We start from the raw sequence: 26,066 nt of genomic DNA, 5'->3' as shown, positions 1-26,066 counted from the left end.
AATCGTTATAACAAAACTTCTTTTTTTAATTAAACTTAGGTCAACAGGCTCTAGCAGCTTTGTATGCATCACGTTAGTATAGTGTTCTACTTAAGTTACATAATGATAATTACATGAGCATAAAAACAAACGCGTTAATTTACTTTTTAGCCTTTTGCAGCGGCTTTTGCATAATGGGCATTGAGCTTTTAGGTGGGAGAATTCTTGCCCCCTTTTTTGGCAGTAGCGTGCATATTTGGGGCAGTATAATTACTGTGTTTATGCTTAGTTTATCTTTTGGTTATTTACTTGGCGGTAAACTCAGCACTAAAAATGCATCTCTTACCAAGTATGGTTTAATATTTTTAATTGCCAGCATCATGGTTGTGCCTATTACATTATTTTCGCAGCCTATAATGGAATTTATATTTACCCATATTGAAGATAGCCGCTACGGCTCACTCTTAGCGTCAACTGCTTTATTTTTTATACCTACCGTTACTTTAGGAATGATCTCGCCTTACTCTGTCCGCTTACTGGTAACAGATAGCGATAAAAGCGGTCAAGTGGCAGGTCGTTTATACTTTGTAAGTACGCTTGGCAGCGCTCTGGGTACTATCATTACCTCGTTTTACTTCGTGCTCGCGTTTGATGTAAATACAATTATTAGCGCCTTTGCTTTAACACTTGGGTCACTGGGTTTAGTCGCGATTGTTATTAATACCTTGGCTAACAATAAGGGGCTTGCTCATGCTTAAATATTTGCTACTGCCGTTAATTGTATTTTCAGGTTTTGCGTTTAGTAACGTTATTCATGAAGAACGCTCGCTTTATCGCAATATTATTGTTGAAGAAACGAGCGACTTACGTTGCCTTAAATTTAATACTAAAAGTAGCCAAACAAGCCAAAGTTGCATGTATAAAAGCAATCCCGACAAACTTGTTTTTAATTACACAAAATTGACTTTTGCTAGTTTATTAGTAGCTGACAACCCTAAAAATGTACTTATTATAGGGTTAGGTGGCGGTACGCTTTCTAACGTTATTCATGAGCTATACCCCACTGCAAAAATTCATAATGTTGAAATAGATCCTGCAGTAACTAAAGTTGCACGCGATTACTTTAACTTTATAGAAAACGACTTAGTGACATCAAGCGTGCAAGATGGCCGCATTTTTATAAAGCGCGCCGCAATTAAAAAACAAAAGTACGATTGGATTATTTTAGATGCATTTAACGGCGACTACATTCCGGAGCACTTACTTACTAAAGAGTTTTTTGAAGAAGTACAAAGCGTATTAGGCGATGGCGGTGTTATTGCCGCAAATACGTTTTCAAGTAGTAAACTTTATGAGCATGAGTCGGCAACTTACCACGCTGTATTTGGCGACTTTATAAATGTAAGCCGCGAAAATCGTAGTAACCGTATTATTTTAGCGGGACTTAAATCAATACCGAGCGAAGCGCAAATTAACACGCGTGTTAATGCTCTCGCCCCTAAATTAGTAAAATACGGTATAGACATAAAAGCGATTAGCCAATTTATGCACTTTACAAAAGACGGCCAAGATTGGCCTGCCGATACAAAAGTACTTACCGATCAATACTCCCCCGCTAATTTACTTAACTTTTAAAACCTCCCTAAACCTCACCATTTTTAAAGGTGAGGTTTAGCAAATATTTTGCCACTTCCCTCTCCTACATATATTTACTTAGCAAGCTAAGTAATGATAAAATAGTTAGCTTGCTAACTATGTTGGGATGGCTATGCCTACACACAAACCTTTTCACGAAACGCTCGATTTAACAGTTATCGGTAATATGGGCCGAGTTCATCGCTTATGTCGCGAAGCGGTAACCATTGCTGTTGAGCCTTTAGGGCTTACTCAGTCGCGCTGGACTGCACTAATGCATATAAATATGCGTGGTGAGGGACTAACACAACTTGAACTTGCTAATAGCTTAGGAATAGAAATGCCTTCACTGACTCGTACGCTTAAGCAATTAGAGGAGCAATCTTTAATCGTTCGCCGTGTAGACAAACATGATAAGCGCAGTAAAAGACTCTATTTTACTGAGCAAAGTGATGCCATTTTACATTCATTGCAAGAGACCATTTCCGATATAAAAAATCAGTTATACAGCGGTTTATCTGTTGAGCAGCTCGATGCGATTGCATTTGGTTTGATCAAAATAGAGCAAAACGCCCTTAAATGTATTCAAGTTAATAAGTAAGGCTAAAAATGACACCGGATCAAAAGTTTGCACGCTATGTAAGGTTCTCTCTCATAGGGTTTATCTTAGTATTTATTTACTATTTAGTGGCCGATATGGTTTTGCCTGTGACACCACAGGCACGTGTATACCACCCTGTTGTGCAAATATCACCGCAAATTAGTGGCCGAGTCACTAGTGTGCAAGTTAATAATAACCAATCAGTTAAAGCGGGCGATATATTATTTAGTATCGATGAAGGCCCATATAATTTAGCCAAAGAGCAAGCTCAACTCGCGCTTGATGATGCCAAATTACAAAACAAGCGTCTTGATACCAATGTTAAAGCCCTTGAGGCACAAATAAGTGCTGCAAATGCTAAACAGCATGAGCAAAAACTATTAAAAAGCAGAGGCGAAAAACTCTATACTCAAAAATCTATATCTGAGCAAGAACTTGAAAGCATTCGTGCTAATTTTGAAGCCAGTAAAGCAAATGTTGCAGCCCTTGAAGCACAGTTAGCTGAAGCGGTTTTAGCTAGAGGTGACTCAGGTAATAAAAACTTAGCTATGCGCCACGCTGCTAATCAGTTAGCGCAGGCTGAACTAAATTTATCCTACACACAAGTGCGCGCATTAAGTGACGGCGTAGTTGCTAACTTACAATTATTAGACGGCGCATACGCAGTTGCAGGTAGCCCGTTATTAGCTATTGTCGCTAAAAAAGCCGATTTAGTTGCCGACTTTAGAGAAAAGTCACTCTCAAATATGAAGCAAGGCACTCAAGCGCGCGTAGTATTTGATAGCCGCCCAGGTGAAGTTTACGACGCAATACTTGAAACATTTGAAGCAGGTGTTAGCAACGGCCAACTTAGTGCAAATGGTTTACTAAGTACAACAGAAACCAGCAATCGTTGGGTACGCGATGCACAGCGTCAACGCATTCATTTAAAGCTCGTAAATCATCAAGACTTAATAGCAAACATGCCAAGCGGGTCACGTGCAACAGTACAATTATTGCCCGAATCGACAATTGGGCAATGGTTTGGATCTGCACAAATTAGGTTTATTAGCTGGTTACACTACATCTATTAATGGAGACTTTATGACTCAAATTGTTAGCCAAGGGCCACAATTAGACTCTAATGGCCTTCGCCAAGCACTACGCATTGCAGGTGGATGTACCCTTGGATTTACTATTAGTAAATTAATGAACTGGCCTAATGGTATATTTTTTACCGTTTATCCTATGTTGTTACTTGGCATGGTGCCTACTTTAAGCCGTGGGCTTATAAATCAATTTATAGCATCTGCTGCATTTAGCGCGCTTATCGTGCTGATAATGCAGGGATTGTTTTCTCACTTGCCAGTCGTTATGGCATTGTTAGTGTTTGGTGTTTTCTGCTTTTTATTTCACCAAATGAGTAGCGGTAGTGCCTTTTTATTTGGCGCTTTAGGCGTTGTTAGCCTTTCTATTCAGCTACATTTTTCCAGCTATGTTGGTCAGGGAAGTAGTATTTACCCGCTAATTTTAACTAATGGGTTGGCTATTCTTTTAACCGTCGTTATCGCTGCATTAATGCATGGCCTATTTCCTGATCTAACAGCAAGGCCCACACGAGTAATGCCAGCTAAAGCAAAAGAGAGTATTCGCCATGAGGTATTGTTATGCTCAAGCGTGGCTACGCTCTCTTTTGTGGTTTTTCAGGTTCTTGATTTGCAAGACTCAATATCTGCGCAAGCAGCTTCTGTACTCATTTTATTTTCATTGTGCTGGAAAGCCGCCGGTATGGCTGGTTGGCAACGGGCAATAGGAACACTTATAGGATGCAATGCAGCGCTACTATCGCAGCTGTTTTTGTATAGTCACTCTGACTTTTTACTTTTTCCGATAGCTATTTTATGGATACTTTCGTTTATTTTTGCACGTTTTCATATTTTAGGCGGAGGAATACCGGGTATTGGTTTTGGTGTGCTGACTACCTTTGGTATTTTATTTGGGAACTCACTCGGGCCAGGACAAGACTTAATTTATAGTGCAATGTATCGGTTTAGTTCAGTATCGGTGGCTATAATATTAAGTCTGTGCGCCGTATATGTTATGCATCATATACTTAATCGGTTTAGTGTAACTCGCCATCATACTTATGATTAGATAAACCCTGTTTTGTAAAACTAAAGGCTGCAATTGCAGCCTTTTTTATAAGCTTAGTTAAGCTATTTTAATGATATAAATAAACTATAATTTTGTTTTAAATACTCACCAATGGCTCTTTGTACACAATAAAGCTTTTAGTCTTTCCTGGTGATCATAAGCGTTAACACACCCGCTATAATCCCCCAAAAAGCAGACCCCACTGAGAGCAATGTTAAGTTAGATGCAGTTACTAAAAAAGTGACTATTGCGGCCTCAGTATATTCAGTACCACTAAGGGCTTGCTGCAAACTATTAGCAATGGTGCCAAATAGCGCAATGCCCGCCAAAGCTAAAATCAGCGCCTGGGGTAAACTTGCTACCAAGCCAACTAAAGTAGCCGCGCACAGCGCCATTAAAATATAAAATACGCCAGCCGCTATACTCGCCCAATAACGTTTATCATGGTTTTTATCCGCTTCATCACTCATACAAATAGCAGCAGTAATGGCGGCTAAATTAATAGAGTAGGCTCCAAATGGGGCCGTAAGCATATTTACAAAACCAGTTACATTAAGAGACGCAGATATAGGTGCTTTATATTTGTGCGCCTTTAAAACAGCAATGCCCGGTAAATTTTGCGAGGTCATGGTAACTATGTAAAGTGGTAAACCTATGCTAATGCATGCTTGTAAGTTAAAAACGGGTTCAATATAAGCAAATTCGCTCATTTTCCAGTGCAGTGCGCTGGTATCAATATGACCCATTTGCCAAGCGAGTAATACGCCTATAATAAGCACACTTAACATAGCAAAACGGGCAAAAAAGCGTTTACCAATAAAGTACATAACGACCATTAAGCCAATTACTAAAGGCATGTCATTCATAAAATTAAACACGTCGATACCAAAGGTAACAAGCACGCCGGCCAACATGGCGCATGCAAGCTCACTTGGAATACGGTTCATTATTTTTTCAAACCAGCCCGTCACCCCCGACAAAAAAACGAGCAATGCACTGAGCATAAACGCGCCAATAGCCTCGTTTAAGTTATACCCTTGGGCACTTGAAATAAGTAATGCAGCTCCCGTGGTAGACCACGCAATTAAAACAGGTACTTTGTAATAGTACGATAAGCCAATTGACGTTATACCCATCACTAAACCGAGCATTAAAATCCAACTAGCTACTAAATCGGGCGTGCCACCAAGGGTTATCACTACCTGATAAATCAATGCAATAGAACTCGAAAAACCAATAATTACAGCCACAAGCCCTGCTGTAATTCGGTTAAGTAACTGATCAGACACTTTCATAAATCCCTCGTAATGCCATTTATGCAGCACTCAACATACGTGCCCGATAATTACATTGCAATTAGCGATTAGTTTACAAAGGGTGAAAAAAATTCACTTTTTATTTTTCATTGTAATTAACGTCAAAAAGCCACTTTTAACCATTGTATTTAACTAAACAAACAAGTACCCACAAACGCGCCAAAGCCCGCATAAACCCTACAAAAAACCAATACCAAAAAGAGTGAAAAACATACCAAAAATAAATATCCTTATAGTTTATAAGGGATTATGGAATTCAGAATTAATTCTTTTCGGTTACATTTATTATCTTGATCTAATCCATTTAATAATATAAAAAGTAACAAATAGTTAACCAAAAACACTAAAAGAGAAACAAATGAAGAGATCTGTCGTCTTACTAATTGCTATACCATTATCGGCATTTGCAGTTTATGGGCTATTTTTTAATGCAGATGAAACGGGCGAACCTATCGCACCCGTTGCTATAGACTTTGTTCCTATTGATTTACAAAAAACACGCAATACACATCCCCCTGCACCTATTGATATGAGTAAAGATCCAATTACCGTTAAACCCATTGTTGCCCCAGACAACAGTTTACCGTTTGAAGAATTTGATGCCGTAAACCGCCTATCCGACAAAGCCAAGCAAGTGCTCATAAACGCAAAAGTTTTACCTACCGACTTGCATAACGAAGCCTACATTGAGTTTGATTTAAATTCTTTGCAGGCGTTAGAAACTGGCGAAAACTTTGATTTAGCTATTCCGCAAACAGCCGAAACATTCACCGCAGAGGTGACTAATGTGGTTGAGTCTGAAAATGGCGACAAGAGCATATTTGGCAAAATAGTGGGTGTTGATGGCCGCATGCATAATACCGTTTTAACGGTAGGTAAAGATGCCGTATATGGCCAATTTACTGCGCCCTCTGGCAATTATGTATTCGAAAGTAAAGGTAAGTACGGATGGATTGCAGCAAAACGCGATTTATATAAAAGCCACATAGAGCATGAAGTAACCGCACCAAAACCCAAATCAGATAAAAGCATCGATATATTTGCACCAAAAATTGATGGCTAACCAAAAAATATAAAAACAATTAAAGCCGCACTCTAAGGCAGCTTTAGTGTGTCTGCTTTTTATGAGCTCAACCAAGTTAAAAACAAGTTCCAACCACAACAAGAGTAAGGAAATACAATAATGAAAAAAGTAATCACAACAACCGCACTGGCTGCGGCATTATGTGCAGCAAGTGCTGCACAAGCAGAAACCATCGATATCGGTATTTTATATACCGACCAATCAGCTGCTGCAACTAGCAATATTGACACTAAAATAAATCAACTAATTGCTTTTAGTAATCAGGTATATAGCCAAAATGGCGTTGATATAACACTACGCTTAGCTGGCAAACAAAACTTAGGTGACTACGCAGTAACGCCGTCTGAGGATTGGTTAGATTCGGTTACAAATAGCAGCTACGTAGATGGTTTACGTAGCGATTGGAAAGCCGACATGATTGCCGTATTAGGTACTGGCCAAAGTGCTGGCAATGGGCTTATTTCATGTGGTTTAGCATGGGTTGGTCAAGGTACTAATGGCAACCTATACAGCTCTATGAGCAGCCGTATGTACTCAATCACTGCAATTGACTGTGGTGCAACTACATTCGTACACGAACTTGGTCATAACCAAGGTTTAGCGCATTCACGCAAACAAGGTGACACGTCAGGCGGTGTATATGTAGATGGCATGGGTCATGGCGTACAAAATGAGTTTGCAAGTATTATGGCTTACCCGCACGTTTACGGTAGCGCAACTCAGTACGATTACTTCTCTAACCCTGGCTGGAGCGTAAACGGTATTGCATTTGGTATTACAAACCAAGCGCATGCAATTCGCACGGTTACTGCTACAAAAACAAGTATTGCTAACTTTAAATAAGCTGCCCAATAAAAAAGTGGGCTAAAATAGCCCACTTTAAAGTGTTAACATGTTCTTCCCTGCAGAGCGCTTACGCGCTCTTTTAGATTAAACTAATGCACAACCACTTTTTGCTTAATTGCTGGCATTAACGTTTTTCCATTGCCATCTACTTTGTTTAACAATTTAAGTCCCATCACTTTTGCAAGTACTGGGTAAATATCAAGGTTATTTACTTCTTTAAGGCTTACACCTTGTTTAAATGCAGGGCCTACAGCAATAAATGATGCTGCCATATCTTCTGTATATGCATAACCGTGAGTCCCTAAATAGGTTGGTTTTTTACCATTGGTAAATACCGCTGGCGCTGTAGTTTGCACCACAATATCACCGACGCGAGTGCCTTTATTATAATGGTACGCTGCTAATTGCTCGTCTGTTAATACTATATAACGACCGTTTGACGCATCTCGTAAACGTGCTTTATAACCTTCAATATCAGCGTTTTTAGCATCAGGCTGAGTATATATAAGTAAACGTGGGCCCGTATTTTTAACTAAAAAGTTTTCATCTTTAGGTAGTGTGGTTACATCAATGCTTTTATCTGGATCTATACTCGTCATACCGTGATCCGAGACAATAACTAAGTTTACCTCTTGCTCTAATTTACTTAAGCGAGTTTGTAATTGCCCCATTAATTCATCAAGCTGTTTAACTGCATCACGCGTTTGTGGTGCGTCTGGCCCAAATTCATGGCCCATGCTATCAACTAGCGAAAAGTAACTCGCAATAAAACGTGGGCGCTGTGCTTTTGGTAAACTTAACCACTGAATAATTTGATCAACACGGCTCTGGTAATCGCTGTATTTAGAATAGTGATAAAAGTAATCTGGTGTCATGCCGTTAAATAGTGCATCTGACTCAGGCCAAAAATATGTAGCCGATTTAAGTCCCTGCATTTTTGCTAAATTCCAAAGCGGAATACCCTTTACCCATGTGCTATCGCCCAATGCTTTGCCCATGCTGTAACAATCGTTTTTACGCGCTTTATCACAAAAGCTATTATCAACAATGCCATGGTTTACTGGCAGTAAGCCCGTAATAATAGAAATATGATTAGGAAACGTTTTAGTCGGATAAACAGGTATTAGTTTTTGTGCGCGAACACCGCGCTCGGCCATTGCTTTTAAATTTGGCGCGCCGTGTTTTTCAATATAATCCCAACGCAGGCCATCGATTGATACAAGCACCACAGTTTGCTCTTTTGCAGCAAACGCGCTGTTCATTCCTAACATTAGGCAAATTGATACCGCCTTTAAAATCCACTGTTTCATTATAAACACCTATAAATGCACAACAATTACTCAAAAAATTATTTTAAAGCAAGTTGTTACTTTATGATACAAACTGATAGATTAAACCCTGTATATTAAAGACAAATGACTATGTGCTAAAAACTATGCCAGTCATCAATTGTAAAAAGGACAAGTTTAAAGATGACCATAGATTTTAGTAAAAAAATAACGCCAGCACGAATGTACCGCACCACAGCAAACTTACAAATGGCGCTAGAAAGCGACCGTGGACGAATAATAAATAGCGCCGCTATTCGTCGTTTACAGCAAAAAACACAAGTGTTTCCGCTTGAGCGCAACGCTGCGGTACGATCTCGTCTTACCCATTCGCTTGAAGTTCAACAAGTTGGTCGTTTTATAGTGCAACGTATTTTTGCTAATTTAAGTTACGAGCAACAAAAAGATCACGGCTTAACCGACCTAGAACGCCCCCTAGAAAGCTTAGTAGAAATGGCCTGCCTAATGCACGACATTGGCAACCCACCATTTGGGCATTTTGGCGAAGCGGCTATTAACCACTGGTTTAATAATAACCTAGCAAGCGTAACACCCGAGCGCTGTAAAGAGCCAAACACCGGTATAGGTGTTGTTTTTAAACACCTTGCACTTGATATTTGTAACTTTGAAGGCAACGCTCAAGGCATACGTATAATTCATTCGTTGCAAACGCTTAATTTAACTTACAGCCAGAGTGCTGGTATTTTAAAATACACTCGCCCTGCTGGGCTTGATGTAAAAGACATTCCGCAAAATAAAAACTACTTAATGAAAAAAGTTGGTTACTACTACAGCGAAAAAAACTTTGTTGAGGCACTACAAAAAGAGCTCACTATTGAGCCTTACTGCCGCCATCCCGCAAGTTATATAATGGAAGCCGCTGACGATATTTCTTATTGCCTAGCCGACATAGAAGACGCCGTAGAAAAAGACATAATAAGTACCGAGCTACTGTGCGAAAAACTTAAAAGTAGTTACAAAAAAGTATTAATAAATCTGTTAATCGACGACGCTCAACATCAAAATTTTGTAGACAAAGCCGTAGACTACGCACTAGAGCGTGCACAAGCACAACCGTATAATTTTAATAGTGAATTTTTTATATATTTGCGGGTTGCATTGCTACATCCGCTAGTAAACCACGCCGCAAAACGCTTTATTGAAAACATAGAACCTATTTATCATGGCGACTTTAACCAAGCGCTTTTAGAAGATAGAAGCCACTTGCATGCAGTAACTAAAACACTAAAGCAAGTAGCGCTTGAACATGTATTTTCAAACAAAGAAGTCGAAAAACTAGAGCTGCAAGGTTATCGTATAATTAACGGCTTACTTGACTGTTACAAACCATTACTATTATTAAATAGCGATAACTTTAAACGCGCACTTAATGGCGATTCACGTTTATTAATAGAGTCGCGACTTGTTAAAAAGCTCTCTAAAAAGCACTTAAATAGTTACCAACACGCAATAGATGCGATGCAAGAAGAGCCTGATCATTTTGCGGCATACGAGTTTTATTATCGCTGTAGATTAATCCAAGATTATATAAGCGGTATGACCGACCAATTTGCTTACGATGAATATCGCAGTTTGATGGTCATTGATTAGTTGTACTTAAGTTAACTTGCTCTAGATAATTTTCAATTTTGCGCTTAAAATCAAACTATTAATATTTAAGCGCGCATAACTTTATGATATCAAAACTAATTAGATTTACCCTTTGCTTTGCCTTATTTTATAGTGCGCAAAGTGCTGCATACAACGAAGCTATGTGCATTTTAATTAAACAAGAAATGCAGCAAAATAGTAATAACAAAGCGAGTCAAAAATATCGTAAAGCAGCGCGTGATTACAAAAACAACTGTAATAAGCCAAAAGAAATTCAAGCACAACCCAAGCCACAAATAATAAAGCCTGAGCCAGCTATTATTACTCAGCCACAACCTAAAATTGTTGAACCTGCCCCTGTAATTAAACCTACTGAAGAAGCTGTTAAAGAGAGCATCAACGAGCAAACGCTTAATTTAACTGATGATCAAAAACAACAGATTAACGATCAGCTAAATACCAATAGTAACGAAATAGTAATTGATGCAGAGCCAACAAAAACAGCACCCGAGCAAGTAGTTACAGAGCAAAAAAACGAAGCAGCAATAGAACAAATAAAACCGGCGACACCAGAGCAAAGCGTTATAGCTGCGCCTATAAAGGCTACGCCTGAAAAGCCTAAGTCTGTAAAACCAGCTCCTGTGTTAACTAAACCAACGCCAGTAATTGTGCCGCAACCTGTAGCGCAGAGCCCAAGCTCGTTACTTTTACCCACTTTAATACTTTTTATAGTAATACTTATTGGCGCTATGGTAGTCGTGCGCCTGCGCCGTGCAAAACAAAGTAAAACGATGGCAGAACCGACTATAGCGGCTCCACCTGGACTTAAATCAGAAAAAATTGCTACGCCAGCGAAACCTGAAACTAAAACAACAAAGCCTGTACAAACAACAAAAGAGCCAGAGATTGAGCCTGTCGTTATCAACGAAGTAACTCAAAATAATAAAGCGGTTGAGAGCAGCGTAGCGACAAATGAAGAGCCTGTAGAGCCTACTAACACAGCACAAAATGCTGATGTAAAAAATACAACAACGCCGATTTCAGATGAGCAGAACAACGTAGTTACTCCATCGCAAGTAAGCGAAACTGAGCTGGCACAAATGGAGCAAGCAGATACTTTAGAGCAAACAAGTACGGCTTCGTTTAACGAAGTAAAACAAAAATCTGAGCCTAATACCGCCGAGTTTGAAGCCGCCGCTAAAACAACCTTAGAACGCATTAAAAATGCCAGCAGCTTTAATGAGCCAGAGGTACGCGACTTTGACCCAGATGCAAAGCCAGTAAAAAAACAACGTAAGCAATATATAGCGCAAGTAACGGAGCCTGCGCCAATAGAAGCCGAACATAACACTGTAGAGCCGGTTATTAATACTCCTGAGCCAGTAACAGCGAGTGAGCCGGTTATAGATTTACACGCGCCAGAGAAAATATCTGACGCTCAATCAACTATGTATACAACTGAACAAGACTTTAAAGAACCAGAAGTGCGTACATTTAACCCAGATGCACCATTACCTGGTGAAAAGCCTATGCCTAAAAAAGAAGACGTAATACCTGAGCAAGCCCAGACAACACCACAAGTTGATGATCCAGTAAGTGAGCCTAAAAAAGCAGACAGTAACAATCCATTTGCTAACTTATCGTTAGACTCAAGCTGGGATCCTGACTCAACTGAAAAGCCAAAAATAGAAGAGAAAAAACGCGCCCCTAAATCGCAAGCATTAATAGATGCAGAAGAACGCGCTAAAAATATGCAAACCAAAGAGTAAATTTACTGTAGCGCCTTACAAAGTGAGGCGCTGTTTTAGTAACCAAATAATTAATACCAACCTGCATAAATCTTTGATCAATTTAACGAATTAAATTGCACTATAACGTCGTTAAAAATTTTTTATTTACGACTGCATGGATGCAGGAGGTAGAGCAATGCAGGGAGCAATTGCCGAGAACGACTAGATATAAAAATTTTTGCCTAGTTCTAGCCTAATTTTCTTAACGTTAAATAGACCCCATATATAAGCAGATTGGTATAACTGCTTTTTCACCCCATATTACTTACACTTTTGTTCTATCCTCAAATGCGCTTTAGTGATTAGAAGCTTTGCTCCTCGCGCGAGCAAGCTCAGCGCATAGCGTAAAATTTCAGCTTGAGAGTCTTTAGTAAGCCTACAACTTGTTGACGCGATGGGTGCAGAGCATATATTTAACTGGTGGTATTTTTCTGGAGTTTACGGCTACGTTATCCGTAGCCTTGAATTAAAGTAACTTGGTCAACATGCCCTAATTAAAAGTCCTAGTTAACAGCCCTAGCGGTACGTTTATTTTTAAGCTTTAACCCGCCAATTAATAGCAGTGGCCCTATAAACATAGCAAGGCCATACACGCCACCGGTAACTGCATATTCAGGTTTATTCAAAAAGCTAATAGCAATTAAAATAGCTAACGATGCATTTTGAATTCCAACCTCAATTGAAAGTGTCAGCGAATCAGTTAAATTTAATTTTGAACACTTAGCAATTAGCCAACCAACAACCATTGAACCAATATTAAGCGCTATGCACGCCCAAAATACATCGTTAAATGAGCTAACTAATAAATCGCGCTCTTTTATTACTAATGCGGCAATCATCATAAGCATAAAAAACAACGAGAAGCGTCTAAAAAACGGCTCTGTCTTAATGGCAAAATCACTTTTAAAGTGACGTAACCAAATGCCTATAGCAACTGGCACTAAGGTAATAAAAAATAATCCAAGCGATGTTGTTAAAATAGAAAAGCTAGCATCGTCTGCTGGGGCAAACTGACTCATAGCAAAGCCAATAATAAACGGTGTGGTCACTATACTAATTGCGGTAGAGGCAGCAGTTAAACTTACCGAAAGCGCTAAATTAGCTTTAGCAAGCTGGCTTACTACATTTGACATAGTACCGCCTGGGCAGGCAGCTAATATCATTAAACCAATAGCTATAGGCGTTGGTAGGTTAAGTAAATAACACAGCCCTAATGCTAATAAAGGCATTGCTACAAGTTGGCCCATTAAACCCATAACAATGGCAAGCGGGCTTTTAAATAGACGAGTAAAATCGGTTGTTGTGAGCCCAAGACCCATACCAAACATAATAAGTGCAAGAGCGAGCGGAAGTATTACTTCGGTTAATATAGATGCATTCAAGTTAGACAGCCTCGTTTATTATTGTTATTAATTGCAGTATTAGTTTTTAACTGTAACGCCCCTTTACAATAAACCCTAATGCTAGAAGCGTTACTTATTTAAAATAGTAGCAATGCGTTTATCCAGTTCTGGAAGTACATCTTGTTCAAACCAGGGGTTCTTTTTAAGCCATATATTATTGCGCGGGCTGGGGTGAGGAAGCACTAAATAGTTTGGCCAATACTCACGCCACGATTTTACTAACTCCGTAAGCGGCATTTTTTTAGTCTCTGGTAAATGATACGCCTGCGCGTATTTACCTAATACTATTGTCAGCTCAATATTTGGTAGTGCAGTTAATAATTGCTCGCGCCATGCTGGGGCGCATTCTTTTCTAGGTGGTAAATCACCCGACTTACCCCTACCCGGATAGCAAAAGCCCATAGGTAAAATGGCTATATTATTAGCATCGTAAAATTCATCACGTGTTAGTCCAAGCCATTCTCGCAGGCGATTCCCACTTGCATCGTTAAACGGCACGCCTGTTTCGTGAACTTTTACCCCAGGTGCTTGGCCTGCAATTAAAATACGTGCATTTGGGTTAAATTGTATTACAGGTCGAGCCCCTAAAGGTAAATGAGCCTCACAGATCACGCATTTACTAACTTGGTCTATTAATTGATGACTATTCATGTTTATTTGGCCTTAAATGCTTAATATTTATCCTAAATGGCCATTTAGGATAAATGAGTTGGTAAAAAATCGGTTTATTTTAATTAAAACGAGCGTTAGTTAGTAAAATCGTGATCTTTAAACTCATTCACGCTACAGGCCTTATAAAACCTATTGTTTTTCTGCCCATACGGCAAATTCATTGCCGCTAGGCTCTGCAAAATGAAACCGGCAACCACCCGGAAATTCAAAAATAGGTTTTAATATTGTGCCACCATGGAGTTGTACTTTTTTATACGTGGCGTGAATGTCGTTACTATAAAAAACCAATAGCGCAGCACCGTTTTGAGTAAGCGATTTAAGCGGTGCATTAAAAAAACCTCCATCAAGCCCTTGGCCACTAAATGCCGTGTATTCTGGGCCGTAGTCAGTAAACTGCCAATTAAATACACAACTAAAAAAAGCTTTAGTTGCGGGTAAATCGCATGCAGGAAACTCAACGTAATTTAGTTTTTCGTGATCACTCATCGTTATTTCACTCTTTATTTTTAGTCAGTTTATTAACCTTAAGCTTTACATACAGCCTGTGCAATATCATTAAACAATAACAGATCAGTATTTTACTAAGTAAGTAAGCATAACTTACTTAAAAGTTAAATATCACAAATGAGAATAACTATCTTTTGTATTTGTAACATATATAATAGCGCCTTTGTTTTATCCTCCGCTTTAAATAAAGGGATTAATTAACTATGCAAGCACCTTTGCACAGTGCGCCATACGATAAGGTTAACGTAATTGCGCTTATAGTAAAAAGCGTAAGCTGTTATCGAGCTTTGGTATTTTTACGTTTTTTTATTGCCATAATTGGTGGCTATGCCTTTACCTCTGCAAGTACTGCGTTATTAAGTTTTGTATTGCCAATAGCTAAGCAAGACGCTGTATTGTTTAGTGTTTCAATCAGCATTTTAATTTATGCCGTAGTATTTATTTATGCCTTTAGCGTTAAATCATTAAAAACAGTGTGGATCAGTATTTTACTAAGTACGGGTGTGTTCATTGCGTTGCTTGGTTTACTGAAGGGTTGGGTATGAAAGACAGTTTTTTCAGATCGATGACTTGGTTACACACTTGGGTAGGGTTACTCGTTTGCTGGTTATTATATTTAATATTTTTTGCAGGAACTCTTAGCTTTTTTAGAGACGAAATAACGTTGTGGAATCAACCAGCCATTCATAATGTGCAGGCCCAAACACAGCGTATAGAAGCGCAAAAACAACAAATAATTACCGGATTTGATTACTTAGCTAATCATGGAGCTAACTCATCAAGCTGGCGTATTACATTACCCGAGCCACGCATTCCTTATTTAATTTATGGTTATGCAAAGCCAAAAGAGCCAGGCCAGCGCCGCAGCCAGTTTAAAAACACACAGTTAAACCCTAATACCATGAAAGAGCTTGAGCCCTTTGTAGATACTAAAGGCGGTAACTTTTTTTATCGGTTGCATTATGATTTACATTATATGGATGCAATAACAGCACGCTGGATTGTATGCTTTGCTAGCTTTTTTATGCTGATTGCTATTATATCGGGCGTGGTTATTCATAAGCGTATTTTTAAAGATATGTTTAGCTTTAGGCGTAACAAAGGTAGCCGTACATGGTTAGATGCCCATAATTTAAGCTCAGTGCTTGCCCTGCCTTTTCATTTAATGATTACTTACACAGGCATGATTACGCTCATATTTATGTTGTTTCCCTACCCTGCGCAAACGTCTTACGATAACGGCATGCGTGGCTTTTTTAACGATGTAACCCCTCGCAACACCATGACCGACAAAGCCAAAGGCGAATCACCAATGGTGCCGATTCAACGTATTTTAGATCAGGTTTATACTAAGTGGCCTTATGCAGATATTACTCGCGTACAAGTTAACCAACCAAATATGGCAGCTTCAACAATTACCGTATTGGTAAGCGCAGGTAAAACACTACGTGACCAAGCACCACGCTTAATATTTAGTGGTGCTACAGGGCAAATGGTCGCTAAAACTGATGACGAGCTAACTAGCAGCAAAGCACTTTACGAATCGCTTAATTCAATGCATACAGGGCGTTTAGCTACGTGGTTGTTACGCTGGTTATATGTATTAGGCGGTATTGCAGGCTGTGTAATGATTGGCTCTGGCTGTATTATGTGGGCTAAACGAATTCGCGAGCGAACTAAAAACAACGTTAAACCTTCGTTTGGTTTAAAACTAGTTGAAGGGTTAAACCTAGCCACTATTATGGGGCTTCCACTGGCAACGTGTGCATTTTTTATCGCTAACAGACTACTTAGTCCAACGGTCGCAGAGCGCGCCGATAAAGAAGTACTCGCGTTCTTTTTAACATGGCTGGCCGTGGCTGTTATTGCCCTTTTAAAACGAGATAGGCTGCAATGGCGAGTTATGGCAGCTATAAATGCTGCTGCATGTTTTAGCGTACCGGTTATTAATGCACTTACAACTAACGACAATATAGTTAGCTATTTGATGCACAAACAGTGGGCATTATTTACTTTTGATGCACTATTTTTACTGTTTAGTATATTGTTTTTTATACAAACCGAAAAATTACGTACTGCTAAAAACAACTCAAAAATAATCACCCCTAGCCAATCTAATAATCTTAAAAGACAAAAATCATGATTGATTTACTAGGTTTTAGCCTATGTTTGCTCAGTTTTAACTGTTTTGCGCTAGCTAAGTTTAATCACTTTAAAGACGTATTTAACAAACGTCCTACAGAATCCCAACGTAAAAAGCTGTTGCTAGCTGCTTGGATCAGTATTTTACTAAGCTTAGTACTTTGTATAGTTACTCAAGGTGGATATGGAACATTGCTATTTTGCGGCTTTATGAGCCTAAGTGTCTTAATTATAATGGTTTTTTATAATTTTTTAGTAGGCTACGTAAAATGGTTTAGTGTTTTAAATGGCGCATTAGTTGTACTAAGTGGGCTGTTTTTAGCGTTAAACTAGCCTTAGTTAGTAAAAACGTGATCCGTTACTTTCTCATAGATTAGGCAAAAAAAATGGCAAGCTATATAGCTTGCCAACAATAGGGGATATTCAGTGTTTCCAATACTTGCTGTCTCACGGCAAGTACACACAATATAACCATAATATATTTAAGTTACTTTACAGTTAGGTGACTCTTTTATTACTACTGTAAAGGGGCTTTACATTGTTTATTGCTTAACCCAAATTATTTCATCGGTAGCAAAGCCCAACTCTTTAGCTTTAGTTAAAAAGTGTTCTTTAAGCTCTTTGCTAACCGTTGGTGTACGCGATAAAAACCACAAGTAATCTTTGTTGTAACTGGTTATAAATGCATACTGGTAATCGCCTTGGTCAAGTTCAAAAATCACGTAAGCACCATAAAATGGACCAAAAAACGAGACTTTAAAATGCCCTGTGTCGGTGTCTTCAACGAACTTGGCTAATCCTTCGGCGTCATCCCATTTTTTATCATCCGTTAAATACCCTTTGTTAAGGACCTTTACCGTGCCATCGTCGTTAATTGAATACGTAGCGGTAACTTGCTCCATACCTTCTTCGAATGAGTGATTAAGACGCGCTATTTCAAACCATTTGCCTTTATATTTTTGTATATCAAAGTTTTTAACGGGTGTTATTCCCTCAGGAGGGCTGGTGCAAGCACTAAGAAAAAATAACCCTGTAATAAGTAAACCGTATTTAATAGCCTTCATGTAAGCTCCTTTTCGATTATGTAATTTATGCTATTTCATAAGAATAAAATTTGCTATAGGATCATATTAATTCTAAAGCAATAAAAATGACCATAGCATGAAAATTTGGGTAGATGCAGACGCGTGTCCTGTTGTTATAAAAGAAATACTTTTTAGAGCTGCAGAGCGTATGAAAATCGAGACTATTTTAGTGGCCAATCACGCAATGCGTATTCCGCCGTCAAAATATATAAGCCGCGTTCAAGTATCGTCAGGGTTTGATGTAGCCGACGATGAAATAGTAAAACGTATTGAAAAAGGTGATTTAGTTATTACGGGCGATATTCCGCTAGCAAGTGAAGTAATTGATAATGGCGGGCAAGCACTCAACCCGCGTGGCGAGCTTTATACCACCGAGAATATCCGCTCAATACTTAACGTGCGCGACTTTATGGATACCATGCGCTCAAGTGGCGTAGAAATGAGTGGTGGGCCGCCTCCACTTAGTCAAACCGATCGCCAAAACTTTGCAAATAATCTTGACCGTATTTTAGCGCAAAACAAGGCTAACTAACTTGAACACACAATTAGTTGGCTTAGGCGATACGCAATTTAGCGTGGCAGTGTATGTAGCAAAAGCGCCACCAATGCCGTTTTTAGAAACACTTGAATACCTAGAACCGGTTATAAACGAGCAAATAAATACTATAAACCAGCACTGTGGTAATGGTTGGCGCAAAGTGTTTAACGTGTACGCAAAAGTGCTATTTTCCCTGCCAAGTGAGCATTACTCATTTGCTAAACAAGCCCCTACTTGGCAACAATATCGCGATGAGTATTTACTACAAAAAAATAGTAAAACCGCCCTGCTATTTAGCGCGCCTAACACTACTGTTATGTGTGCCGATAAAGCTACTAGCAATAAAAACCAGTTGCACATAATTGCCGGTCGTACGCACGCTAAAAACTTATTACAACAAGGTAAGTTACATGCACAGTTTGATTGGCTCGACGACGAGTTTGCAATAGATACTACCAACAACATTATTGTGTGCCCATATTTTGATTACAGGCAGCTAAGTAATATAAAAATAGCGAGATTAAGCGAGCTAGTCGCGCAGCTAAAAATGACTAAATAACCTGAACTCTGGATAATAAATCTATCTCAAGCAGCTATTTTCAGCGCTAACTGCGTTGAATTTACTTGCAATAGGCCAGCTATTGACGCGTAAATTCGCCTTGCTTTCACTGAAAATCTCTGGCTAGAGAAAATAAATTTAAATATCAAAATAATTTAATATGTTAGTAAATATCTTAACCAGAGTTCAGGTTAAATAACACATTGTAGGGAACGACCATGGCCGGAATTTTAGAGTTAAACCAATTATTAAAATCAATGCAGCCAGCGCTTAAGCAAGGCGAGTATATTTTTTGCTGCTTAGCAGGAAAATTGGCCGATTATGTTCATTTAGAGCCACTTGCCACTTATGTTGAAGAAGAGGGGCTAACCCTTATTTTAAAAGCTGAAACCGCCGATAAAGCAGGTATTACTTACGAGGGTAAATATAATTTAATTACCCTTAACGTACATTCAAGCTTAGAGGCCGTTGGATTAACGGCTGCTGTATCTGCAAAGCTGACTGAGCATGGCATTAGCGCTAATGTGGTCGCTGCGTTTTATCACGACCATATTTTTGTACAAACAGATAAAGCACAAGCTGCGATGAAAGCACTTGGAGAGATTCGTTAGGGTTACTGGCACAGCAATGATCTGAGTGATGTGGATATTAGAGCGTCGGGTGGCGCTTCGCTTAACCGACCTACGCATAAAATAAAAGCGTGGTGTAGAGAGGTTTATATAAAAACACCGAGTTTGCTCACTCGGTGTTTTTATTGGTGCTAAATAGCGGGTGCTTGTTTAGCTTGTAAAAATTAAACTACATACCCACTAAAGCCAAGCGCTTTAAAATACAGCTTCGGAATGCCAAATTTGCACTCATTTAGTAATTCGCTAAAGCGCATTCTATCAAGTGGGTAAAACTCATTTTCTAAGTCGTGCCCTGTTTGTGTTTTACCTGTTTCGGTTAAACCCAATTGCGCGCACGTTGTAAGCTGTGCTTCGCGCTCAAATGAAGTTTCGGGGCGCATTAAATCTGCTATATAAAGGTTTGCGTCTTTTTTAAGGTTTCCTTTAATCGCTTTTAATAACTCTTTTTTATCGCCGTTATCTTGTACAAAATGCATGACTAATAAACATAAAACAGCATCGGCTTTAACCGATAGTTTATCAACTGGGCCATTATGAATATTTACGCGGCTTGTTATACCTTGCTCGTCAAATTGCTGCTTTGCGATAGCAAGCATATCGGCTGATGTATCTTGCGCAGTAAATTGCCACGTAGGGTTTAGTGCCGCTAATGCGAGTACTTCTTTGCCGGTGCCTGCCCCTACTACTAAAACATGCGCATTGTCGCTTAGCGTTGCTTGTAGCTGCGCGTTTGTGAGCTGATGTAATAATTCATAACCAGGAACTAAACGGGTTATACGGCTATCGTATTGTGTTGCTTGCTCGCCTGTAAACGTTGGCATTGTATCTCCTTGTTTTCAGTAATGTTGCTTATAAAACTTCAACTGTGGAATATCCACCTGGCTTTTTGGCTACATGCACTTGAGTGGCTACACGCTCGCTCATTTGTGTTACGTGCGATATAACGCCTACTTTTCTGCCTTGTGCTTGCAAAGAATCCAAAGCGTCCATTGCAATGCTTAAGGTTTCGCTGTCTAACGTACCAAACCCTTCGTCAATAAACAAAGAATTGATTTGTACTTTGTTTGACGAAAGCGATGCTAAACCAAGTGCAAGCGCTAGCGATACTAAAAATGACTCCCCGCCTGAGAGTGTATTAACAGAGCGTTGCTCGTCGGCCATGTCGCGATCGATAATCGCAATGTCGAGCGTTTGCGCTATGGCGGTTAATTCGTAGCGTTTGTTGAGTGTTTTTAAATGGCTGTTGCCATAGTGCAGTAATATTTTTAACGTTTGTGTTTGCGCTAAGTTACGCATGGTTTTACCCGTTGCATCACCCAATACTTTATTAAGCAAGTGCCATTGTTCAACCTGCGTTTTAAGCGTAGTTAACTCAGCTTGTTTGCCTTCAAGCGCTTTAGCGTTTTGGTTGTGTTGCTCAATGGCGGTATTGGTTGCCAGTAATGAATTTTGCAGCTGCGTTTGTTGCTCGTTTAAGCTGCTTAATTGTGTACTTAAAACCTCAGCACTTTGCGTTGGTTTATCGCTACTGTTGTGTTTATCAAGCGTAAGTTGCTGCTGTTTTAATGCGGCATTTGCATCTGTCAGCGCTTGAGTTAACTGCTCGTGCTGGTTTAAATGCGCTTTAATAGTCTCGCTACTAAGTGTTAGTAAAATTTTGACCTGTTCATGCGTTGCATTACTGTATTGCGCTTTAAAGTCAGTAAACCACTGGTTATAACGTTCCTCAAGCGTTGCTAGTTCTTGGCTGTTTTCAAGTAAGCGTTGCTCAACATTTTTAAGCGTTATAGCGTGCTCATCTCGTTGTTTTATCGCGTCGTCATAGGCTTTTTGACTCGCTTGAACCTGCGATTGCATTTGCTCTTGTGCACTTGTGAGTTTTGCTTGGTAGTCGTCTGCACTTATTTGCTCGTTATTAAATAAAACTAAGCGCTCACTTTGCGTAGCGTTTAATAGCTCTTTAGCTTTTATAAGCTCTTCATTAAGTGCTTTTAACGATTGCTCGTTGTTACTTATAAGCGGGGTGAGCTGCTTTATTTGCTCATTAGCTGAGTCTTGACGTTTTTGGCTTTGCTCAAGTTGAGTTTGAGTTTGCTGATACAGCGTAACCAGCTCGTGCAGCTGCGTAAGTTCAAGTGTATTGGCCTGTAGTTGCTGCCAAAAATCACTGTTTTCAAATTGGCTATTGAGCGTTGTACCGAGCTCGTTAATTTGCGCACTAAGCTCGCTATGCTTACTCGTTAACTGGTTTTGCTGATGTGTAAGCTCAAGGTGTTTGTTACTAAGTTGCTGCTGTACTTGCTGCTCGGCTTTAAGTGCTGCTTGTAGCTCATTTACTTTAGTTTGCAGTGTACGTTGACGTTTTTGTTGCTCAAAGTATTGCGCTTTTTGCTCCGTTAACTGCTTATAAGTTACTCCAAGCTGATCAGGCGTTAAGTCGTTAAGCTCAGTGCGTGCACCTTGCATGGTATTTTTAATGTCGAGCTGTTTAGCTTTTGCCGCTTGTATTATTTGCTCAAGTTGTCCGTGTTCAGCAGTTAATACGGCATGTTGAGTTTGATGCTTATGCAGCTCGCTTTGTGCATGATCAAATTGCTTTTTAGCTATATTAAAAGCATTTTCAAAATCAGTAATTAAGTTATTTAATTGCTGATTTTGATTTACCGCATACGGGTGCTCGGTTGCGCCGCACACTAAACAAGGCTCATTAGGGCGTAGCTCAGTGCGTAAATGCTCTACGTTTTCGCTGGCTCTTAAACGCGCTTGGTTAAGTGCGTACTCGCTACTTTTAAGCGCTTGCTCGCTGGTTATTAAATGCTGATTGAGTAAAGCATGGGCTTGCTGACTTTCATTTAATTGCCGATTAAGTACTTGTTGGCGTTGAGTGCTTTGCTTTAGTTCTGCGTTAAATTGCCCGTAACGCTCGCGCTGCTCTTTTAAGTAATCAATACTTTTTAACTGCGCGTCGCAGTGCTCTGCATTAAATTCATTAAGCTGAGTATTTAATGCCTGTAAAGTTGATTGCTCACCACTAAGTGCCACCTCGCTCTGCTGCACTTTATTATTTTGCGTATTTAAAAGATCGCTCTGATTTGCAAGCTCGCTATTAAGTGTTTGGCTTTGCGCAGCGTTTGCAATTAATTGCTGCTGTGCATTTAAGTAGGTATTAAAGCTTTGCTGATAGTAGCTCCAGTCTTTTGCTAAAACGTGCAGCTGTGCATGCTCATTAAGCCATTGCTGGCTTTTAGTTGAGTCGGTATTAGCAAATTCAAGCTCACTATTGCTTTGTTTAAGCTGCTGTGCGAGCTTATCAAACTGAGATTGCTCTTTGGTTATTTGTGACTCAGTGCCTTTTACAGCTTGAGTTTGTAAGGCAATGTTACTGTCGAGCTCTCGCGCTTTAGCTATGACGGGCGCTGCATTTTGTTTTTGCTCATTGGCGTTATTAAGCAGCTCGGTATGCTTAGTAAGCGCGGTATTACGCTCGTTAATTACCGCTAAATGATCAACACTTTTAAGCGATGTTATTTGCTGATCCAAAGCCGTATTTTGATCGGTTAACAAATGAAAACGGCTGCGGTTATCTTTAATTTCAAGCGCTTGTTTAGCTTGTTTTGCCTGCTCGCTTTGCTCAACGATACTTTCAAGCGCTGAGCTTGCATGTTGCTGGGTTTGCTGTGCTTGCAGTAAGTTTTGCTCAAGCACTGTAGCTTGCTGATACCAGTTAAGTGCTTTTTCGGTTTTGGTTAGCTCTTTTTTAGTGTGTTCGGTTTGCGCTTTTAAATCGGTTAACTTGGTTTGTTGTAGCTCAAGTTCTTCTGGGGTTAACAAAGTATAGCTTTCAAGGCCTGCTTTAAGCGCTTCAAGCTTTGCTACTTGCTCTTTATGGCGCTCAAAAATACGCACGCCAATACGGCTAAATTTATCGGTACCTGTTAAGCACTCTAAAAGTTGCGCTCGCTCATCGCCAGTGGCTTTTAAAAACGCAGCAAACTCATGTTGCGCTAAAAGTACGGCTCGGGAGAACTGCTCAAAGTTAAGCCCTATTTTACTCTCGACTTCTTTTATTGTGTGGCTTTTGTCAGCTATTAAAGTTTCGTCTGGTAGAGTAACTAATGTGTGCTCTGCTACTTTAAGTTTGCCTGTTACTTTTTTATGAGTGCGTGAAACTGTATAGCGCGCGCGATAAAGCTGTTTATCTTGCCCTAAAAAATCGACCTCGGCGTAGCCTTCCCATGTGCCTCTGCGTAGTAAGTTTCGCGCATCATTTAGCTTAATGCTGTCGCCGTTAAACTCAATTAAGTTACCTTTATCGCCGCGTAGCCTCGCTGTTTTTGTATAAAGGGCTAAACAAATAGCATCTAAAAAGGTACTTTTCCCAGCGCCGGTATCGCCTGTGATGGCAAACAATCCTGCATCTTTTAATGGGGCTTTAGTAAAGTCTATTTCAGCGTCAACTATTGAAGCTAAATTATGAATACGAACTGCGGTTATTTTCATAGTTGTTCTTGCTCCGTAAGCTCGTTTATCACATCACTTAAAAGTGCTTTTAGCTCATCGGGTACACTTTGCCCTGCCATGTCTTTATCGTTTGCGAATGCTTGTTCTAATAAGTTAAGCGGGTTGAGCATTTCAACTTCGCTTAAATCTTCAAATACGGTGTTATCGTCATTTTGAGTCGATTGTTCACGTACACGTTCAATACCACAAAATTTAATATGCTTGCCTTCAAGTGCTTGTTCTATTTGTTCTCTGAAGGTGGTATCGGTATCACTTGATTTAAGCTTTACACGTAAATAAGGCGCTATTATATTTTGTGATGTATCGAGCGCTTTAATTTGCTCGCATAGTTCGCTTAATGGTACACATTCCCCTTTTGGTAAAATAATTACATCGGCAGAGCGCGGAATGTAAAGGGGGTTTACAGTTGTACTAATATGTTGTTTTTCATCAATAATAAACTCAACAATATTTACTTGGTGCGTGTAGTTACGTTCTGAAAACGACATAGGGATAGGTGTGCCGCTGTATCGAATAACATCACTTTTAGCGACTTGTTGCGCTTTGTGTAAATGCCCAAGGGCGACGTAGTTGGCTTGTTTACCGAATACATTAGCTGAAATAGACTCTTCACCACCTATTACTAAGTTACGCTCAGAATCACTTGAAATGTCCCCGCCCTTTGCGTGTAAATGCCCCATAACTATTAATGGTGAGTTTTGCTCGTTTATATTAGTAGCTTGCTTTAGTGCAAGTTCGTAAGCTTTTGAAACGCCTTGAGCATAACTAGGGCCACTTTCGGTTTGGCTAAGTAAACTTACATCGCTAGCGCGTATAAATGGCATAGCGACGATTACAGCGCGTTTGCCATTGGTATTTATGGTAATAACAGTTTCGTCGGGTGTTGCGACATCAAAGCGCCCTACTACGTGAGTATCAAACTGTGCAAGTAATGGCTGAGCTGCCAAAATACGATTTGCAGAGTCGTGGTTACCCGCAATGATCACTACGTGTAATAGTGGGCATGCTTTTTTGGCGTCTTTAATAAATTGATAAAGCTGATTTTCGGCGCTAGCGCTTGGCGTCGCTGTATGATAAATGTCGCCAGCAACTAAAAGTAAGTCTATTTGTTGATCAACAAGAGTGGCTAATAACCATGTAAAAAAAGCTTGATGTTCAACACGGCGATCGTGTTCGTAAAATTGTTGGCCAAGGTGCCAATCTGAGGTGTGGAGGACTTTCATGTCGCGCTCTTAATAAAACCGTAAGAGCGCCAATATACCCAAGGCTGTTAAAGATGCAAGCCTAAGCCGTGCATTACGTTAGGTTAAACTGTACCACGCTGAAAAAACAACCGGTAATGCTAAAAGTGCCATTAACAATGGAATTTTTAACGTTTTAGTTTGTTTTGCGTGTAGCGCCTTTAATGCATTTGTTTCGTTGCACGCTGCTACTTTATCGATATAAAAATAACCCGAATCGAGATACTGTTTACAGTTATTCTCACTTGCTGGAACAGCAATTAGTTCTTGTTGTTTTTTAAGGATGTAAAAATCCATAAGCCCACCGCATTTCTTGCTAGTAATCGATATTAATTTGAGGATAAATGTGACGAATTTATTTGCCTCAAATAAAAAGGTTGGCGATTTTAAATATAAACAGCACTAAAGATCAACCTAAAATTGCACTATTTGTCACTTATCGTACA

At 39.6% G+C, this 26,066-nt stretch carries 25 protein-coding genes; 15 read left to right on the top strand and 10 right to left on the bottom strand.

The window, feature by feature from the left end; genetic code table 11:
• The first annotated feature begins 113 nt into the window (after positions 1–113).
• The 5 genes from BW142_RS11510 (at position 114) to BW142_RS11490 (ending at position 4,348) form a co-directional block, all read left to right on the top strand.
• Entirely contained in the window at positions 114–737 is a 624-nt protein-coding gene (locus tag BW142_RS11510; RefSeq protein WP_076924916.1) for a fused MFS/spermidine synthase, read from the top strand.
• A complete protein-coding gene (locus tag BW142_RS11505; protein ID WP_076924915.1) occupies positions 730–1,614 on the top strand; it encodes a fused MFS/spermidine synthase in 885 nt (294 codons plus the stop codon). The genes BW142_RS11510 and BW142_RS11505 overlap by 8 nt, the downstream gene beginning before the upstream one ends.
• Positions 1,615–1,747: 133 nt before the next feature.
• Positions 1,748–2,215 carry a MarR family transcriptional regulator gene (locus BW142_RS11500; RefSeq protein ID WP_024599440.1) on the top strand — a complete coding sequence of 156 codons (468 nt, stop codon included), beginning with the start codon at positions 1,748–1,750 and terminating at the stop codon, positions 2,213–2,215.
• Positions 2,216–2,223: 8 nt separating this feature from the next.
• Positions 2,224–3,288, top strand: a complete 1,065-nt coding sequence (locus BW142_RS11495; RefSeq protein ID WP_024591513.1) for an HlyD family secretion protein — start codon at positions 2,224–2,226, stop codon at positions 3,286–3,288.
• 10 nt (positions 3,289–3,298) lie between these two features.
• The gene (locus BW142_RS11490) at positions 3,299–4,348 is read left to right on the top strand and encodes a DUF2955 domain-containing protein (RefSeq protein ID WP_076924914.1); all 1,050 of its coding nucleotides are present in this window, start codon (positions 3,299–3,301) and stop codon (positions 4,346–4,348) included.
• Positions 4,349–4,485: 137 nt separating this feature from the next.
• Here BW142_RS11490 and BW142_RS11485 read toward each other — a convergent pair whose 3' ends face one another.
• On the bottom strand, positions 4,486–5,643 hold the full coding sequence (locus BW142_RS11485) for a benzoate/H(+) symporter BenE family transporter (protein WP_076924913.1): 1,158 nt from the start codon (positions 5,641–5,643) through the stop codon (positions 4,486–4,488).
• A 379-nt stretch (positions 5,644–6,022) separates the two neighbouring features.
• On the opposite strand from BW142_RS11485, the gene BW142_RS11480 reads away from it, so the two are divergent.
• Both BW142_RS11480 and BW142_RS11475 read left to right on the top strand, forming a co-directional pair.
• Positions 6,023–6,727 carry a hypothetical protein gene (locus BW142_RS11480; RefSeq protein WP_024599441.1) on the top strand — a complete coding sequence of 235 codons (705 nt, stop codon included), beginning with the start codon at positions 6,023–6,025 and terminating at the stop codon, positions 6,725–6,727.
• A 120-nt stretch (positions 6,728–6,847) separates the two neighbouring features.
• Positions 6,848–7,591 carry a zinc-dependent metalloprotease family protein gene (locus tag BW142_RS11475; RefSeq protein ID WP_076924912.1) on the top strand — a complete coding sequence of 248 codons (744 nt, stop codon included), beginning with the start codon at positions 6,848–6,850 and terminating at the stop codon, positions 7,589–7,591.
• Between the two features lie 92 nt (positions 7,592–7,683).
• On the opposite strand, the gene BW142_RS11470 is transcribed toward BW142_RS11475, so the two are convergent.
• Positions 7,684–8,904, bottom strand: coding sequence for an ectonucleotide pyrophosphatase/phosphodiesterase (locus BW142_RS11470; protein ID WP_024599443.1), 1,221 nt, complete (start codon positions 8,902–8,904; stop codon positions 7,684–7,686).
• A gap of 162 nt (positions 8,905–9,066) precedes the next feature.
• On the opposite strand from BW142_RS11470, the gene dgt reads away from it, so the two are divergent.
• The gene (gene dgt, locus BW142_RS11465) at positions 9,067–10,533 is read left to right on the top strand and encodes a dGTPase (RefSeq protein WP_076924911.1); all 1,467 of its coding nucleotides are present in this window, start codon (positions 9,067–9,069) and stop codon (positions 10,531–10,533) included.
• An 83-nt stretch (positions 10,534–10,616) separates the two neighbouring features.
• Positions 10,617–12,302 (top strand): lipase chaperone, encoded by a 1,686-nt coding sequence (locus tag BW142_RS11460; RefSeq protein ID WP_076924910.1) that lies wholly within the window; start codon positions 10,617–10,619, stop codon positions 12,300–12,302.
• A 524-nt stretch (positions 12,303–12,826) separates the two neighbouring features.
• On the opposite strand, the gene BW142_RS11455 is transcribed toward BW142_RS11460, so the two are convergent.
• From BW142_RS11455 to BW142_RS11445, 3 genes are all read right to left on the bottom strand, one after another.
• Complete coding sequence (locus BW142_RS11455) at positions 12,827–13,705, bottom strand: bile acid:sodium symporter family protein (protein WP_076924909.1); 879 nt, start codon at positions 13,703–13,705, stop codon at positions 12,827–12,829.
• A 90-nt stretch (positions 13,706–13,795) separates the two neighbouring features.
• Entirely contained in the window at positions 13,796–14,377 is a 582-nt protein-coding gene (locus BW142_RS11450; protein WP_076924908.1) for a uracil-DNA glycosylase family protein, read from the bottom strand.
• 150 nt (positions 14,378–14,527) lie between these two features.
• Entirely contained in the window at positions 14,528–14,884 is a 357-nt protein-coding gene (locus BW142_RS11445) for a VOC family protein (RefSeq protein WP_024599448.1), read from the bottom strand.
• Between the two features lie 224 nt (positions 14,885–15,108).
• Here BW142_RS11445 and BW142_RS11440 point away from each other — a divergent pair, with 224 nt between their 5' ends.
• From BW142_RS11440 to BW142_RS11430, 3 genes are read left to right on the top strand one after another with little or no spacing between them, the layout of a single operon-like run.
• Positions 15,109–15,450, top strand: coding sequence for a hypothetical protein (locus BW142_RS11440; RefSeq protein ID WP_076924907.1), 342 nt, complete (start codon positions 15,109–15,111; stop codon positions 15,448–15,450).
• The gene (locus tag BW142_RS11435; protein WP_076924906.1) at positions 15,447–17,048 is read left to right on the top strand and encodes a PepSY-associated TM helix domain-containing protein; all 1,602 of its coding nucleotides are present in this window, start codon (positions 15,447–15,449) and stop codon (positions 17,046–17,048) included. Before BW142_RS11440 ends, BW142_RS11435 begins: the two co-directional genes overlap by 4 nt.
• Positions 17,045–17,380: a DUF3325 domain-containing protein gene (locus tag BW142_RS11430; protein WP_076924905.1), complete on the top strand. Its 336-nt coding sequence runs from the start codon at positions 17,045–17,047 to the stop codon at positions 17,378–17,380. The genes BW142_RS11435 and BW142_RS11430 overlap by 4 nt, the downstream gene beginning before the upstream one ends.
• Positions 17,381–17,589: 209 nt before the next feature.
• Here BW142_RS11430 and BW142_RS11425 read toward each other — a convergent pair whose 3' ends face one another.
• A complete protein-coding gene (locus tag BW142_RS11425; RefSeq protein WP_076924904.1) occupies positions 17,590–18,111 on the bottom strand; it encodes a lipocalin family protein in 522 nt (173 codons plus the stop codon).
• Positions 18,112–18,208: 97 nt separating this feature from the next.
• On the opposite strand from BW142_RS11425, the gene BW142_RS11420 reads away from it, so the two are divergent.
• From BW142_RS11420 to BW142_RS11410, 3 genes are all read left to right on the top strand, one after another.
• A complete protein-coding gene (locus BW142_RS11420; protein ID WP_007376692.1) occupies positions 18,209–18,664 on the top strand; it encodes a YaiI/YqxD family protein in 456 nt (151 codons plus the stop codon).
• Between the two features lies 1 nt (position 18,665).
• A complete protein-coding gene (locus BW142_RS11415; protein WP_076924903.1) occupies positions 18,666–19,229 on the top strand; it encodes a hypothetical protein in 564 nt (187 codons plus the stop codon).
• 218 nt (positions 19,230–19,447) lie between these two features.
• On the top strand, positions 19,448–19,840 hold the full coding sequence (locus BW142_RS11410; RefSeq protein ID WP_076924902.1) for an ACT domain-containing protein: 393 nt from the start codon (positions 19,448–19,450) through the stop codon (positions 19,838–19,840).
• Positions 19,841–20,022: 182 nt separating this feature from the next.
• On the opposite strand, the gene BW142_RS11405 is transcribed toward BW142_RS11410, so the two are convergent.
• The 4 genes from BW142_RS11405 to BW142_RS11390 all read right to left on the bottom strand — a co-directional run bounded on the left by BW142_RS11405 (position 20,023) and on the right by BW142_RS11390 (position 25,917).
• Entirely contained in the window at positions 20,023–20,679 is a 657-nt protein-coding gene (locus BW142_RS11405) for a class I SAM-dependent methyltransferase (protein WP_076924901.1), read from the bottom strand.
• A gap of 28 nt (positions 20,680–20,707) precedes the next feature.
• On the bottom strand, positions 20,708–24,358 hold the full coding sequence (locus BW142_RS11400; RefSeq protein ID WP_076924900.1) for an AAA family ATPase: 3,651 nt from the start codon (positions 24,356–24,358) through the stop codon (positions 20,708–20,710).
• Positions 24,355–25,602 carry an exonuclease SbcCD subunit D C-terminal domain-containing protein gene (locus tag BW142_RS11395; RefSeq protein WP_076924899.1) on the bottom strand — a complete coding sequence of 416 codons (1,248 nt, stop codon included), beginning with the start codon at positions 25,600–25,602 and terminating at the stop codon, positions 24,355–24,357. Before BW142_RS11395 ends, BW142_RS11400 begins: the two co-directional genes overlap by 4 nt.
• Positions 25,603–25,680: 78 nt before the next feature.
• The gene (locus BW142_RS11390; RefSeq protein ID WP_024600378.1) at positions 25,681–25,917 is read right to left on the bottom strand and encodes a hypothetical protein; all 237 of its coding nucleotides are present in this window, start codon (positions 25,915–25,917) and stop codon (positions 25,681–25,683) included.
• Between the last annotated feature and the right edge of the window lie 149 nt (positions 25,918–26,066).

Origin of the sequence: Pseudoalteromonas sp. EB27 (genome assembly GCF_001974875.1) — a bacterium.
In the GTDB taxonomy this organism is placed as follows: Bacteria; Pseudomonadota; Gammaproteobacteria; order Enterobacterales; family Alteromonadaceae; genus Pseudoalteromonas.
Note: the sequence above shows the minus strand (reverse complement) of the source record. Positions and strands in the feature narration are given on the sequence as shown.

Coding starts and splice junctions, on each gene's coding strand:
- BW142_RS11510 (WP_076924916.1), top strand. CDS start 114: ATGAGCATAAAAACAAACGCGTTAATTTACTTTTTAGCCTTTTGCAGC.
- BW142_RS11505 (WP_076924915.1), top strand. CDS start 730: ATGCTTAAATATTTGCTACTGCCGTTAATTGTATTTTCAGGTTTTGCG.
- BW142_RS11500 (WP_024599440.1), top strand. CDS start 1,748: ATGCCTACACACAAACCTTTTCACGAAACGCTCGATTTAACAGTTATC.
- BW142_RS11495 (WP_024591513.1), top strand. CDS start 2,224: ATGACACCGGATCAAAAGTTTGCACGCTATGTAAGGTTCTCTCTCATA.
- BW142_RS11490 (WP_076924914.1), top strand. CDS start 3,299: ATGACTCAAATTGTTAGCCAAGGGCCACAATTAGACTCTAATGGCCTT.
- BW142_RS11485 (WP_076924913.1), bottom strand. CDS start 5,643: ATGAAAGTGTCTGATCAGTTACTTAACCGAATTACAGCAGGGCTTGTG.
- BW142_RS11480 (WP_024599441.1), top strand. CDS start 6,023: ATGAAGAGATCTGTCGTCTTACTAATTGCTATACCATTATCGGCATTT.
- BW142_RS11475 (WP_076924912.1), top strand. CDS start 6,848: ATGAAAAAAGTAATCACAACAACCGCACTGGCTGCGGCATTATGTGCA.
- BW142_RS11470 (WP_024599443.1), bottom strand. CDS start 8,904: ATGAAACAGTGGATTTTAAAGGCGGTATCAATTTGCCTAATGTTAGGA.
- dgt (WP_076924911.1), top strand. CDS start 9,067: ATGACCATAGATTTTAGTAAAAAAATAACGCCAGCACGAATGTACCGC.
- BW142_RS11460 (WP_076924910.1), top strand. CDS start 10,617: ATGATATCAAAACTAATTAGATTTACCCTTTGCTTTGCCTTATTTTAT.
- BW142_RS11450 (WP_076924908.1), bottom strand. CDS start 14,377: ATGAATAGTCATCAATTAATAGACCAAGTTAGTAAATGCGTGATCTGT.
- BW142_RS11445 (WP_024599448.1), bottom strand. CDS start 14,884: ATGAGTGATCACGAAAAACTAAATTACGTTGAGTTTCCTGCATGCGAT.
- BW142_RS11440 (WP_076924907.1), top strand. CDS start 15,109: ATGCAAGCACCTTTGCACAGTGCGCCATACGATAAGGTTAACGTAATT.
- BW142_RS11435 (WP_076924906.1), top strand. CDS start 15,447: ATGAAAGACAGTTTTTTCAGATCGATGACTTGGTTACACACTTGGGTA.
- BW142_RS11430 (WP_076924905.1), top strand. CDS start 17,045: ATGATTGATTTACTAGGTTTTAGCCTATGTTTGCTCAGTTTTAACTGT.
- BW142_RS11425 (WP_076924904.1), bottom strand. CDS start 18,111: ATGAAGGCTATTAAATACGGTTTACTTATTACAGGGTTATTTTTTCTT.
- BW142_RS11420 (WP_007376692.1), top strand. CDS start 18,209: ATGAAAATTTGGGTAGATGCAGACGCGTGTCCTGTTGTTATAAAAGAA.
- BW142_RS11410 (WP_076924902.1), top strand. CDS start 19,448: ATGGCCGGAATTTTAGAGTTAAACCAATTATTAAAATCAATGCAGCCA.
- BW142_RS11405 (WP_076924901.1), bottom strand. CDS start 20,679: ATGCCAACGTTTACAGGCGAGCAAGCAACACAATACGATAGCCGTATA.
- BW142_RS11400 (WP_076924900.1), bottom strand. CDS start 24,358: ATGAAAATAACCGCAGTTCGTATTCATAATTTAGCTTCAATAGTTGAC.
- BW142_RS11395 (WP_076924899.1), bottom strand. CDS start 25,602: ATGAAAGTCCTCCACACCTCAGATTGGCACCTTGGCCAACAATTTTAC.
- BW142_RS11390 (WP_024600378.1), bottom strand. CDS start 25,917: ATGGATTTTTACATCCTTAAAAAACAACAAGAACTAATTGCTGTTCCA.